General features: G+C 41.3%; 14 protein-coding genes. All 14 read right to left on the reverse strand.

Annotated elements, in window-relative coordinates; genetic code table 11:
- Positions 1-18: 18 nt before the first annotated feature.
- Positions 19-1,416 (reverse strand): HslU--HslV peptidase ATPase subunit, encoded by a 1,398-nt coding sequence (gene hslU, locus OMHG_RS06370; protein WP_010649323.1) that lies wholly within the window; start codon positions 1,414-1,416, stop codon positions 19-21.
- Positions 1,417-1,437: 21 nt separating this feature from the next.
- Positions 1,438-1,983: an ATP-dependent protease subunit HslV gene (gene hslV, locus OMHG_RS06375; RefSeq protein WP_010649328.1), complete on the reverse strand. Its 546-nt coding sequence runs from the start codon at positions 1,981-1,983 to the stop codon at positions 1,438-1,440.
- Between the two features lie 25 nt (positions 1,984-2,008).
- Positions 2,009-2,917 carry a tyrosine recombinase XerC gene (xerC, locus tag OMHG_RS06380; RefSeq protein WP_010649330.1) on the reverse strand — a complete coding sequence of 303 codons (909 nt, stop codon included), beginning with the start codon at positions 2,915-2,917 and terminating at the stop codon, positions 2,009-2,011.
- Between the two features lie 310 nt (positions 2,918-3,227).
- On the reverse strand, positions 3,228-3,542 hold the full coding sequence (locus OMHG_RS06385; protein ID WP_010649331.1) for a hypothetical protein: 315 nt from the start codon (positions 3,540-3,542) through the stop codon (positions 3,228-3,230).
- A gap of 108 nt (positions 3,543-3,650) precedes the next feature.
- Positions 3,651-5,729 carry a type I DNA topoisomerase gene (gene topA, locus OMHG_RS06390; protein ID WP_010649333.1) on the reverse strand — a complete coding sequence of 693 codons (2,079 nt, stop codon included), beginning with the start codon at positions 5,727-5,729 and terminating at the stop codon, positions 3,651-3,653.
- 128 nt (positions 5,730-5,857) lie between these two features.
- Entirely contained in the window at positions 5,858-6,790 is a 933-nt protein-coding gene (dprA, locus tag OMHG_RS06395; RefSeq protein WP_237566157.1) for a DNA-processing protein DprA, read from the reverse strand.
- A gap of 101 nt (positions 6,791-6,891) precedes the next feature.
- Positions 6,892-7,794 (reverse strand): succinate--CoA ligase subunit alpha, encoded by a 903-nt coding sequence (gene sucD / locus OMHG_RS06400; RefSeq protein WP_010649337.1) that lies wholly within the window; start codon positions 7,792-7,794, stop codon positions 6,892-6,894.
- 41 nt (positions 7,795-7,835) lie between these two features.
- A complete protein-coding gene (gene sucC, locus OMHG_RS06405) occupies positions 7,836-8,996 on the reverse strand; it encodes an ADP-forming succinate--CoA ligase subunit beta (protein WP_010649339.1) in 1,161 nt (386 codons plus the stop codon).
- Positions 8,997-9,103: 107 nt separating this feature from the next.
- Positions 9,104-9,376, reverse strand: a complete 273-nt coding sequence (locus tag OMHG_RS06410; protein WP_010649340.1) for an EscU/YscU/HrcU family type III secretion system export apparatus switch protein — start codon at positions 9,374-9,376, stop codon at positions 9,104-9,106.
- A complete protein-coding gene (locus OMHG_RS06415) occupies positions 9,373-11,151 on the reverse strand; it encodes a hypothetical protein (RefSeq protein ID WP_010649342.1) in 1,779 nt (592 codons plus the stop codon). The genes OMHG_RS06410 and OMHG_RS06415 overlap by 4 nt, the downstream gene beginning before the upstream one ends.
- Before the next feature lie 24 nt (positions 11,152-11,175).
- Positions 11,176-11,946 (reverse strand): ribonuclease HII, encoded by a 771-nt coding sequence (locus OMHG_RS06420; RefSeq protein WP_010649344.1) that lies wholly within the window; start codon positions 11,944-11,946, stop codon positions 11,176-11,178.
- Between the two features lie 87 nt (positions 11,947-12,033).
- Complete coding sequence (gene ylqF / locus OMHG_RS06425) at positions 12,034-12,885, reverse strand: ribosome biogenesis GTPase YlqF (RefSeq protein ID WP_010649346.1); 852 nt, start codon at positions 12,883-12,885, stop codon at positions 12,034-12,036.
- A 3-nt stretch (positions 12,886-12,888) separates the two neighbouring features.
- Positions 12,889-13,461, reverse strand: a complete 573-nt coding sequence (gene lepB / locus OMHG_RS06430) for a signal peptidase I (RefSeq protein ID WP_010649347.1) — start codon at positions 13,459-13,461, stop codon at positions 12,889-12,891.
- 156 nt (positions 13,462-13,617) lie between these two features.
- Positions 13,618-13,962 carry a 50S ribosomal protein L19 gene (gene rplS, locus OMHG_RS06435; RefSeq protein ID WP_010649349.1) on the reverse strand — a complete coding sequence of 115 codons (345 nt, stop codon included), beginning with the start codon at positions 13,960-13,962 and terminating at the stop codon, positions 13,618-13,620.
- Between the last annotated feature and the right edge of the window lie 97 nt (positions 13,963-14,059).

The following is a 14,059-nucleotide window of genomic DNA, read 5'->3' on the forward strand; positions in this document are numbered from 1 at the left end:
CCATTTCAATAGTGAAAATTATAGTATAAATTGACTTAAATCTTTATTTTGTACAATAGTATTTAGTTTTTGGTCCACATAGTCTTTTGTGATGTCTATCTGGTCCATCGAAATATCAGGTGCTTCAAATGATAAATCTTCCAGCAGTTTTTCCAATATGGTATGCAGCCTTCTGGCCCCAATATTATCTGTGTCCTGATTTACCTGATAGGCAATTTCTGCCAGTCTCTCTATAGCATCGTCCGTAAAAACAACATTTATACCTTCTGTTTTCATTAATGCCCGATATTGCTTGATCAGTGCATTGGAAGGTTCGGTCAAAATCTTCTTAAAGTCATCAACTGACAACTTTTCAAGTTCAACCCGTATTGGAAATCTCCCTTGCAGTTCGGGAATAAGATCGGACGGTTTGGCCATATGAAATGCCCCTGCTGCAATAAATAGCATATGATCTGTCTTAACAGGTCCATGCTTTGTCACAACAGTCGAGCCTTCCACAATTGGCAATACATCCCGCTGCACGCCTTCTCTAGAGACATTCGCAGTGGTTTCCTGTTTTCCTGCGACCTTATCGATCTCATCTATAAACAGTATACCCGTCTCCTCCGCTCGCTTAACCGCCTCTTGGGCAACTTCGTCCATATCGACCAGTTTCTGTGCTCCCTGTTGCGTGATTACTTTTCTTGCTTCAGATACTGGCAATTTACGCTTCTTCTTTTTCGAAGGCATAAATTGACCCAGGGCATCCTGCATGTTCATCCCCATCTGTTCCATACCTGAACCTTGAAGCATATCAAACATGGACGGCGGGATTTCCTCAATTTCAATGCTCACCATATGGTCTTCGAGTTCACCTAAAGCTAATTGATGTTCAATTCTCTGACGTTTGCTTCTGATCTCATCGTCTTTTTCCTGGTCATTTGAAGTTGTATCACTGTTGGCAGATTGATTTGGAAAAAGCATTTCAAAAGGATTCTTTACACTTGACTGTTTCTTGGCACTTGGAACAAGCAATTTCACAAGTTTTTTAGTCGCTTCCTGTTCAGCAGCTCCCATCACCTCGGTCATCTTCTCTTCCTTCACCATGCGGACAGCCATCTCTACCAGATCGCGAACCATTGATTCTACATCGCGACCAACATAGCCGACCTCCGTAAATTTGGTTGCCTCCACTTTCACAAACGGAGCACCTACCAGTTTTGCAAGTCTTCTTGCTATCTCTGTTTTCCCGACACCGGTAGGTCCAATCATTAAAATATTTTTCGGAACTATTTCTTCTTTCATCGTTTCATCAAGCTTCATCCTTCTATAACGGTTTCTAAGCGCTACCGCTACAGATCTCTTAGCCTGCTGCTGTCCAATTATATATTTATCCAATTGACCCACAATTTGTTTTGGAGTGTAATCTATTCCCATCCTTAGGAAAAACCTCCCTCATTAATCAAGTGCTTCCAACGTAATATGATCATTTGTGTAGACACAAATTTCACCAGCAACTTCCAATGCAGTCTGAGCTATTTCCTTTGCAGTTAAATCTCCTGAATGTCTGACAAGGGCTCTCCCTGCACTCAATGCGTAATTTCCGCCAGATCCGATTGCTAAGATTCCATCATCTGGTTCAATTACTTCACCAGTGCCTGAAACCAGATACATATTATCTTTGTTCATAACAATCAGCATTGCTTCCAGCTTGCGAAGTACTTTATCAGTACGCCATTCCTGGGCCAGTTCAACAGAAGCCCTGGTCAGGTTTCCATTAAAAGCCTGCAGCTTGCCTTCGAACTTTTCAAAGAGAGTAAAAGCATCAGCAACCGAACCAGCAAAACCCGCCAGCACTTTACCGTTGAATAATGTACGGACCTTTTTGGCCTTGTGCTTCATCACAACAGCGTTGCCTAGCGTTACCTGTCCGTCACCACTCATCGCACATTGCCCTTTATGCTGAATCGCAAAAATGGTAGTGGCATGCATTTCATTCGACATCCATTTCACCTCATTCGTTCAGGTTTTAATCATTTGCCCGCGGATGGCTTTTCATATAGACATCCCGAAGATGATCTTTTGTTACATGAGTGTATATCTGTGTAGAGGATAAACTTTCATGTCCCAGCAATTCCTGTACAGTACGAAGGTCTGCTCCTTCATTCAGCATATGGGTTGCAAATGTATGGCGCAATTTATGCGGGTGAACATGAACGGTCAATGCAGCTCTTTCGACAATCTTGTTCAGAATCGTACGAATTCCCCTTGCAGTCAGCGGTTTTCCCCGGGCATTCAAAAAGACAGAGTCCGATGAGCTATCGGATTTATGAAGTAACTTCACCCTGCCTTCATTTATGTATGTCTCCAAGGCAATTTCCGCAAATCTTCCAAATGGAACATAACGCTCTTTCCGGCCCTTACCTTTGACGAAAATAGTGCCTATAGAAAAATCAATATCCTCTAGTCTCATTCCCTGACATTCACTAACGCGTATCCCAGTCCCATACAATACTTCAAGTATTGCCTGATCGCGTTGACCGGCTGGCTTTGTCATATCATTGACGTCAAACAACTTTTCCAATTCTTCCATATATAGAAACCCGGGAACAGGCTTGCTTGTTTTCGGTAGATATATATGAATGAATGGATTGGTCTCAATCGATCTCTCACGCTCCAGAAATTTATAAAAACTTCTTAAGGAAGAAATTTTTCTGGAAACAGATTTCCTGCTTAATTGCTGATCATACAGCATTGTGAGAAATAGCCGTATTTCACGCTGTTCCACATTGTTCAGGCTCTGAATTCCTTCTTGATTGAGAAAGCCGAAAAACAGTTCAAGGTCGCTGCGATAATACTTGATAGTATAGGGGGAAGCATTTTTTTCAATCTGCAAATACTCTATAAAAGCTTCACAATGATGCTTGAAGTTATCCAAATTTTCACCCCATTGAACCGCGGATAAATAGTAGCACATTCTTTTAGAAAAAGCAATGAATTTAACTAAATTGTAACAAAATTCTGAATCGATATCAAACTCAATTATAACACAACATTTTAGTTTGTCATGTTAATTGTTGAATTTTGTCGATAAAAAGAGTTTGCCTGTAAAGTAAATTAGCTTACCAATGCGTTATTATATCGATTTGATAAAGCTTAGTCAACAAACTAATACCTAGTTTTTTCGAAATAGGCACTACAGTGAAAGTTTTGTGAACATTGCTATTCCATTAATTTCCAAGTTGTTGCTATATTATTCCCAATTCATCAATTTTTTTCTTTGTATCGGGTGTACCCAGCTCATATATCTTTTGATAAATCTTAATGAGCGAATCATGGTATACTTCTCTTTCACTGTCTACTTTATCTTCATCAAAAGGTCTGAAATGGAAATCGAGAATCGCTTCTTTTGATTCCCCTTCCATTGTTTTAAACAATTCTTCTATTTCCAGCAGCTCACTTTCTTCCGCCTCGATTTCATACTCCACCTGATTATCATCAATTGAAATTTCTCTTATCTCTTTTGAATCCACTGCAACGAAGTATTGCTTTTTATCAGCCATTTTTTTGCCTCCTCTGTATTATAGTAGACATCTTCCCAAATAGCAGATAAATGAAACTTTGCCGGAAAAGGATCAACCAAAAGGAAAAGCTGTTCATTTTATGAACAGCTAACTCTGTGCTACCTCTTTGTATTCACAATTCGTACACTGTACCTGTGCTTCTTTCTTCGTTTTCTTTTCAACGAGTAAAGAGTCACATTTCGGACATGGTCTTGAGATTGGCTTATCCCAGGAGACAAAATCACATTCCGGGAATCGATCACAGCCATAGAACGTCCTTCTTTTCTTTGATTTTCTTTCTACGACATTTCCTTCTTTGCATTTCGGGCATTTGACACCAATTTCTTTTAAAATCGGTTTTGTATTTCTGCATTCCGGAAAGTTGGAACAGGCGAGAAACTTTCCATATCTCCCCATTTTATATACCATTTCATGACCGCAATTCTCACAATCAATACCTGCGGGCTCATCTTTGATTTCAATTTTTTCGATTTCCTTTTCCGCTTTTTCCAGACGTTTACTAAAACCGCCATAGAACTCATCGATAATCTTCATCCACTCTATTTTACCCTCTTCAACGGAATCCAGGTCGTTTTCCATTTTGACGGTAAAATCGGCATCAATGATTTCCGGGAAGAATTCCTCTACCATCTCACAGACGATCGTTCCAAGTTCAGTAGGGATAAATCGCTTATTATCCATTGTTACATAGCCTCGGCGCTGGATGGTATCCAATGTCGGTGCATAGGTTGAAGGACGGCCTATTCCAAGCTCTTCCATCGTGCGCACCAGTCGGGCATCTGTATATCTTGGTGGTGGCTGTGTAAAATGCTGATTCGGAATAATTTCTTTTGAATCCACTGTCATACCTTCTGACAAATCAGGCAGTAATTTATCTTCCACCTTTTTATTATCATCCGTACCTTCCACATATACTCTCATAAAGCCTTTGAACTTAATCTTGGATCCAGTTGCACGAAATTCTACATCATTGTTTAATAAATGAACTGTCATCGTGTCCATTACCGCCGGTGACATTTGGCTTGCAACAAAGCGTTCCCAAATCAGTTTGTATAACCGCAGCTGATCCCGGGACAATAAGTCTTTTATGGTTTTCGGATCCCTTAATGTAGAAGTTGGACGAATTGCTTCATGGGCATCCTGGGCACCTTCCTTATTTTTCACTGGCTTTGATGTGCCGAGATACTCTTTTCCATAATTTTCTTCTATATAACCCTTTGCTTCTTGCTTTGCTGTTTCAGAGATACGGGTAGAATCCGTACGCATGTACGTAATTAAACCGGTAATGCCTCCTGCCTTTCTGCCTAAATCGATTCCCTCATACAGCTGCTGGGCAATCATCATTGTTTTCTTTGCCCGGAAGTTAAGCTTTCTTGCTGCCTCCTGCTGCAGGGAAGAGGTAATAAACGGCTGTGCAGGATTTCTTTTGCGTTCGCGTTTATTTACTTTATCGACCGTAAACTTATTGCCATCCATTTTAGCTTTAATATCGTTTACATCGCTCTCTGTTTTCAGTTCTGTTTTTTTGCCATTGATTCCAAAGAAAGACCCTTCAAAAATTTCCTTGTCTTTCTGGAACTGTGCATCGATTGACCAATACTCTTCAGGTTCAAATTTTTCGATTTCTTTTTCCCTGTCGAGGATCATCTTGAGGGCTACCGATTGCACCCGCCCCGCACTTAGTCCCTTTTTAACTTTTTTCCAAAGTAACGGACTGATGTTATAGCCTACCAGGCGATCAAGAATCCTTCTAGCCTGTTGCGCATCGACCAGATCCAAATCAATGGAACGGGGATGCTTAAATGACTCTTTAATGGCATCTTTGGTAATTTCATTAAATACCACTCGGCAAGGCGAATTTTCATCTACGTTCAAAATATGGGCTAAATGCCAGGCGATTGCCTCCCCTTCTCTGTCGGGGTCGGCCGCGAGATATATTTTCTTCGCCTTTTTCGCTGACTTTCTCAATTCCTTAAGGACGTCGCCTTTGCCTCGGATCGTGATATATTTTGGTTTATAATTATCATCCACGTCCACACCCATTTGACTTTTCGGCAAATCACGAATGTGGCCCATGGATGCTTTAACCGTATATTTTTTTCCTAAATAGCGTTCAATCGTTTTTGCTTTCGCTGGCGATTCAACTATTACCAGATAATCTGACATGATAGTGCCTCCTATAATGAGGTTGACAATTTACGATTGGAAATCTTTCCTAATACTAAATTCATAATATAAATTTGTCAAACTTACGATACTCCAAACTTTATTGCTATGCAATTTATTCATTATTCTCATTGCCAGTCTTCTTTAATATCGGCAGCTTCATGAACGAGCTTCGCCCCATCCTGGATCATCCTGTGGCAGCCTTTTGTCTGAGGATGTGCGGGCGACCCAGGAACAGCATACACTTCCCTTCCCTGATCAAGGGCCTGTTCGACAGTAATCAGTGTACCACTGCGTTCAGTTGCTTCAATAACAAGCGTTCCATAGCTCAATCCGCTTATGATACGATTTCTTTCAGGAAAATGATATCGTACAGGCGGAGTGTCTGGGGGATACTCCGTCAAGACTAAACCCTTCCTGGCTATTTGATGGAATAGAGAAATATTTTGCTTTGGATAGATATGATGAAAACCGCTGCCCAGGACTGCGATAGTCTTGCCGCCCTCTGCCAGGGCAATTTTATGTGCTAAACTGTCAATTCCTTTTGCCATTCCGCTTACGATAAGACAATTTTCTTTCAAAAGCGGCTTTACGATCAGTTCCATTTTTTGTACTGCATCTGGAGATGGTTTTCTGGTACCAATTACACTTAAGGCAGGAGAAAAGGATAATAATGACGTGTCGCCGAGAGCGTATAATACGAGGGGAGCGTCTTTTATTGTATTTAACACAGGTGAATATGATTCGTCAACTATTGTGATGATTTTAAATTTTTTCAAATCATCGAGGATCCGCTGTCTTAAAGCTAGATTATGAAGGTCGGAATAAAATAATGAAGCATTTTTATGAGGCAGTAAAAACTGTCTTGTTATTTCTGCGGGGGTATAGTTGTAGATTTCTTTAAGTGAAGGGTCCTGCTGAAGGAGACGATAGATAAACCTTCTCGATATTCCGCGGCAACGCTGCAAATGAACTATTCTTTCACGAACGGTTTCCAATAAACATCTATCCTTTCTTAAATAGAGTAAGAACCCGGCAGGAGTATTCTGCCAGGCACTCATTTTAAAACATGCTGCATAAAGACCATGGCCAAAGGCTGGTTTCCATCTCTATTAGTGCAAGTATGTCCCTGCCTATGCCACTTGCTAGTCCCCATTGCTATTTAATGTGTTTTACATTTTTCTTCCAGCCCTTTTTCTTTTAGGACTTTAATCATTGTTTCTCCCATTACTGCCGGGGTTTCGGCAACGGTAATACCGCATGCTTCCATTGCTTTTGTCTTTTCGGCTGCTGTTCCTTTACCACCGGAAATAATGGCTCCTGCGTGTCCCATACGTTTACCTGGAGGAGCAGTTGCTCCACCAATAAAGCCGACAACTGGCTTGTTCATATTTGCTTGAACCCATTCAGCCGCTTCTTCTTCAGCCGTGCCGCCAATTTCACCAATCATGATAACTGCTTCTGTTTCCGGGTCATCATTGAATTCTTTTAGAACATCTATAAAGTTTGTCCCGTTAACGGGATCTCCGCCAATCCCCACTGCGGATGTTTGACCATATCCCGCCTGAGTCAATTGATGTACCGCTTCATAGGTCAATGTTCCAGATCTTGATACTACTCCGATATGACCCTTTTTATGAATATAACCTGGCATTATACCGATTTTGGATTCATCTGCAGTGATGACACCTGGACAGTTTGGCCCGATCAAACGGGTTTTCTTACCTTCCAAATACCGTTTAACCTTTACCATATCCAGTACAGGAATATGCTCTGTAATACAAATTACCAAATCCAATTCAGCATCTGCTGCTTCAATGATCGCATCTGCCGCAAAAGGAGCAGGTACATAGATAACAGAAGCTGTAGCACCTGAAGCATCTACCGCATCTTTAACCGTATTGTATACCGGTACACCTTCTACTTCAGAACCCGCTTTTTTCGGAGTTACGCCAGCGACAATTTTTGTGCCATATTCGAGCATTTGTTTCGTATGAAATTTGGCTGTTCCACCTGTAATCCCCTGGACAATTACTTTTGTATCTTTATTTATATAAACACTCATTTTCGTCCGTCCTTTCTATATTAAGAAATATTTTCTTAAGATTAACCGACCATGGAAACGATTTTTTCAGCACCATCCGCCATTGAGCTTGCTGAAGTAATATTCAATCCGGACTCTTCTAGAATCTGTTTGCCTTTATCTACATTGGTTCCTTCCAGGCGCACGACAAGCGGTAATTCCAATCCTACTTGTTTCGTTGCTTCGACAACTCCCTCGGCAATAACATCACACTTCATGATGCCGCCAAAGATATTTACAAAAATCCCCTTAACATTTTGGTCGGACAGAATAATTTTAAATGCTTCTGTAACTTTTTCAGCTGTGGCACCGCCCCCAACATCAAGGAAGTTAGCGGGGTCGCCGCCATAATGCTTGATAATATCCATTGTGGACATTGCAAGACCAGCACCATTGACCATGCAGCCAATATTTCCATCCAATGACACATAGCTCAAATCGTACTTAGATGCTTCTGTCTCCTTCTCATCTTCCTCTTCTAAATCACGAAGCTCCTGAATTCCTTTTTGACGGTATAATGCATTATCGTCAAAATTTAGCTTCGCATCGAGTGCAAGCACCTCTCCATCACCGGTAGTCACGAGTGGATTGATTTCTGCAATCGAGCAGTCTTTCTCAATGAATGCATTGTATAAACCTGTCATGAATTTGACGGCCTTGCCTATTAATTCGTCAGGTATATTAATATTGAATGCCAATCTTCTAGCTTGGTAGGGTAATAGCCCAACAACAGGATCGATAATCTCCTTGAAGATTTTTTCAGGCGTAGCTTCTGCCACTTCTTCTATTTCTGTACCGCCCTCTTCAGATGCCATAAATACGACACGGGAAGTAGCCCTGTCAAGTACTGCACCCACGTAATATTCCTTTTGAATATCACAGCCTTCTTCAATAAGTAAACGTTTAACTTCTTTACCTTCTGGACCTGTCTGATGTGTCACCAAAGTTTTACCGAGAATTTCATCCGAATATGTACGAACTTCTTCCAAGTTCTTAGCAACTTTAACACCACCAGCTTTACCACGGCCACCGGCATGAATCTGCGCTTTGACAACGGTTACACTTGTGCCAAGTTTTTCCGCTGCCTGAACAGCTTCATCTACTGTGTATGCAACATAGCCCCTGGGAACCTTCACACCAAATTCGCGTAGAACTTCTTTACCTTGATACTCGTGAATGTTCATCTTCCATCCTCCTATCAATTTCATTGCAACTCTATTGTATTAAAAAAAATCAAATTTCACAAGAATTAGCGAAATTTGATTAATTTATAGTTTTATATTCTTAGCCATTATTTGTCACTCATTTGCTTGTCTGCTTGATAGACAAACGCAAACACTTCTGCTACCGCCTGGTACAATTCCTCTGGTATTTTTTCATTTATATTCAGTTCTGCCAGCAGTCCTACCAGTGAAGCATCCTCAAGTATCGGTACTTCACTTTCCTTAGCCTTCTTGATTATTTCGTCTGCAACTAGACCTTTCCCAGTTGCAGTAACCGTCGGAGCAAAATCCTTATCTTGATCGTACCGAAGTGCTGCAGCCATCTTACGTTTCATTGTCATATCCGATAATCCACTCCTTGATAGGTTGGCTGAAACGACGTTGCTTCCACATTCTTGCTATCCTTTTGCTGTTCCTGCAATGGCTTGAAATGGACCGAGGACAAATGATAATTTAACGTCGCCAGTCCTTGTGATAGTACAGGTTGGATAGAGACGGTATTCCTTTTTAAATCCTGAGCATCATTGTAAATGGTAACTGAAACAGAACGCTTTTGAATATGCATGTCTATCACTGTTTCTTTCAGCTGTTCCAGATCCAAATAAAACAGGATTCTGCAATAATCCGGATCAATCTTGCCATCCGCTGTCTTCCGGCTTTCAAATTCAAGCTCCATATCTTGCTTTAATCCCAGCTTTTCGGCTGGAACCTGAAGAGCAGCCTGGATGAAATTGGCAGATTCATTAACTGAATTTAGTTGCATTCCATTTATAAAATGCGTCAGCTGTGCAGCTTTGTCCCCCATAACACCTTCTCCCTGCTGTACGAGCTGGATCAGCATGGATTTGATACTCTGATTTTCTTCTAACGTATTCGTTGCAATCTGGCTTTCATAGGATAATCCGGTAAACTGCAGGATTTGATTCAACTGCTGCATGAATTGATCTTTTGGTGAAAGAAGCATAAATAATTTATCCAGATTTACAGAAGCCAACGTATTATTCAATTGGGCAAACGTTTGGGCTTTGCTGAAGGTTTCAAGCATAGTCAATAACCGTTCCAACTGAGGCAGGTCATTGGAAATAATTCTTTGTGACTGCCCTTGGTCCACGGCTAGCAGCGGCGCTATTTTCTGTGCCATATCATCACGGAGCTTCACAAAATCACTCTGTGTTAATACAGCACCATTTGATGTGGCCTGGTTCAGCTTGGATCCCCATATTTTCAGAAGCTCCTGTGACTCTGCTAGTAGCATTTGCTTGTTCGAATTGACTTGTTCAAGTACCTGCAAAACCGTCGAATGGTTTAACTGGAATGGTAACTTCACTTCCTGTAATGGTGGTGTATTTACCTTATCTGCCAATAATGGCTCCATCTGTTTCCATTCCGATTTCCAGGTCTGAAAATCCACATTTTGTGGGATCATTCCCATATGCTTTACGATTTGAAATAACTGCTGGCTATTGCTGCTATTGTCTGCAATAACCTGCCTGATCAAGGCCATTTTCTCACTTAATGGCGGCTCGATCAGCTGTTCAATCCGCATGGACAGCTCTGAAGTTGAACGCGATTTAAGCTGCTGCAGCATTTCGGACAGCTGGTGGCTGAAATCACTTGACTGTTTCGTATACAGAGCCTGGAAAACATTTTCTGTAACAGGCAGCCTGCGTGCTATCATTCCAATTAAAATCTGCTGGGCCTTCCCTTTATCTTTAACGGTATCAAGAATCTGCAACGCACGACTCACTTGCTCTCTGTCATATGGAATATTTGCATTCACGATAGCTTGTATAAAGGAACTGTTGCCTTTGCTGGATTTTATGCCTAGTTGATCCATAAGCTTCTCCAACGCCATCTGGGATTGCCCTTTCACTTGTTCACTAAGAACCTTCAGATGAATCATTTCATCTGAAGATTGAACCTGGAAGTGATATCTGTTATCTATCGTTAGGGAGGCTTCCAATTGAGCAATCAGCTTCTGCCCGCCAAGTTGAATTTGTGCTTTATTATCCGGATAAAGCTTCAGTATTTTCCCTTGAACTATTTGTCCGGGTCTTAGGCTCTGCTGTGTCTGGAGAACCTTAGCCATTTCTCCATTTATTTTAAATATACTCATTGGTTTACATCCCTCACTCTTCTATTATCCGAGAACATCCCGGACAGGTGCATATGATTTCCGGTGATATGGCGATGCGCCCGCTTCTCTTAATTTTTCCATATGATGCTTTGTCCCGTAACCCATATTTGACGCAAAGTCATATATAGGAAATTCATTATGTAACTCTTTCATCAGATGATCTCTCGTTACCTTTGCCAATATACTGGCAGCTGCTATCGAAATGCTCTTGGCGTCCCCTTTTATGATTGATTCGGAAGAACATGGCAACTGGTTCAGTTTAACAGCATCGACCAGTACATGGTCAGGTGCCGGCTGCAGCTGTTGACATGCCTCAAGCATGGCAAGCTTAGTTGCTTCAAAAATATTTATTTTGTCGATTTTATTATTATCGACAATGGAGATTCCGTAGCTTATTGCGTGCTCCTTGATATACATAAAATATCGTTCTCTTGTTCGTTCATTCAATTGTTTGGAGTCATTGAGACCAAGCAGCAGAAAATCCTCTGGAAGAACCACAGCGGCCGCAACTACTGGACCGGCAAGCGGACCCCTCCCGGCTTCGTCAATGCCCGCAACATACTTGCATCCATCGCTGTAAGCCTTCCGCTCATATGCTGTCATTGCCAAGAAATTCTCCTCAAGCTGCTTCTCTTTAAACTTTTGCTTTTCATAGCTTTTCAGCAAGGACTGAACTCCTTTTCTCTCATCCTTTTTCAGTTGGGACATCAGTTCGTCACTAAGCTTTCCTTGTTTTATTATTTCTTTCAATACGGCAATTGAATGCTTCTCCATCTTAACACCATTCTCTCTCTTTCTTATATCGGTACAATCATATCCATATAGTAGAAAAAATAAAACACACATCCTTGGATGTATGCCCTATTTTATTTCTGGTGTTTCCAATGTAATATGACCCAGTCTTCCTGTCCGAAGATCCTGTATCACAACATCCGAAACTTTATCAAAGTTCACATTTCCACCGCTCTCAAGCGCCCCGCGCTGCTTGCCGATCGCATTGAAAATTTCCAGCATATCATCCATCGTACGATCAATCGTATATCGCTCTTCAAGCTGCTCCGGATAATATTCTCTCATATAATCAATCACAAATGCTGTGATATCCTGTAAAGAAAGAAGCTGATCTTTTATTGTTCCAATAGCGGCCAGCCGGTAGCCAACTGTCTGGTCTTCGAATTTGGGCCACAAAATTCCTGGTGTATCCAGAAGTTCGAAATCCTTTTTGACTTTAATCCAAAGCTGCTGCTTTGTGATTCCGGGACGATCGCCAGTTTTGGCAATCTTTTTATTTGCAAGCCGGTTGATCAGTGTTGATTTCCCTACATTCGGGATACCCACAATCATTGCTCGTGACGGTCTAGGTTTAATCCCTTTTTTGAGCAGTTTCTCCATCTTCACCTGCCCAAGCTCTTTGGCCATTTGAATAACACGGTTAATATCCGCCTTGTTGTTCACATCGACCGCTATTGCAGGAACCTCTTTTTCTCTGAAATGATTGATCCATTTCTCCGTTTCGCGAGGATCAGCCAAATCTTTCTTCATTAGAACAATCATTTTCGATTTATGCTGCAATACTTGCTGAAGCATCGGATTTTGTGAGGATAATGGCGCCCGCGCATCGACTAGCTCCATTACAAAATCAACTAGCTTCAATTTTTCTTCTACTTCCCGTCTGGCCTTTGCCATATGTCCGGGAAACCATTGAATCGGCATAATTTATTCTTCCTCCTTTCCTATAATCTGGATGCGGTCGAACGGCCAATAGACAAGGTTCGTCTTACCGACAATCTGTTCCATCGGGATTACTCCCAGCATCCGGCTGTCCGTGGAATTACCCCTATTATCACCAAGCACAAATACATGTCCTTCCGGAATAACCTCATGTCCCCCAGGAAGTTCTTCAAGCAAGAAGTCGCTTGTCGATGTCTCATATGGTTTCATTTTATTCTTCTGTTCATCTAAAAATGGTTCCTCGACTGCTTCCCCGTCGATATACAGAACATTATCTTCCACGGCGACATGTTCCCCAGGCAAACCAATAACACGTTTAATAAAGTCCTTTTGTGCAGAAGCATGAAATACTACGATATCAAACCGTTCAGGCTCCTGAAAGTTATAGGAAAATTTATTCACGATCATCTGATCTCTATCATGCAGTGTAGGCTGCATAGATGGTCCATCTACCACTATCGGCGCAAAAAAGAACATACGGACTATAAATGCCAGAGCAAGCGCAAGCAATAATGCTTTTATCCAGTCAAACCATTCTTTATTTTCCTTCTTTGCCATGAATTCCCCTCCGACTTATGCTATGTATAATTTTATTGTAAGCCAGTATCATACATTCATACAACCTTAACTAAATATAGACTAAAAAATAAAAAGGAGCTTGTGCAATTTTGCCAAGCTCCTTTCCGATAGCGTTTTTTATTCAGCTCATGGATACTAGCGACGTTCTTTAATACGAGCTGCTTTTCCGCGTAGATTACGAAGATAGTATAGTTTCGCACGACGTACAATACCACGACGAGAAACTTCGATTTTTTCGATTCTTGGTGAATGTACTGGGAAAGTACGTTCAACACCTACACCGTAAGAAATCTTTCTTACTGTAAATGTTTCACTGATTCCACCGTTTTGGCGTTTGATTACAACACCTTCGAAAACCTGGATACGTTCGCGTGTTCCCTCTACTACTTTAACGTGAACCTTTAGCGTATCACCAGGACGAAAATCGGGATGATCTGTACGAAGCTGATCTTTTGTGATGTCTGCAATAAGTTGTTGCATTCTACTTCACTCCTTCCAAACCAATGCTCATTATTCTGATTCGAACAGCGGAACATCGTTTATATGTACCTAAACGAACTTAAGCACAATATCTAAT

It is taken from the genome of Oceanobacillus massiliensis str. N'diop, assembly GCF_000285495.1.
In the GTDB taxonomy this organism is placed as follows: Bacteria; Bacillota; Bacilli; order Bacillales; family Amphibacillaceae; genus Oceanobacillus; species Oceanobacillus massiliensis.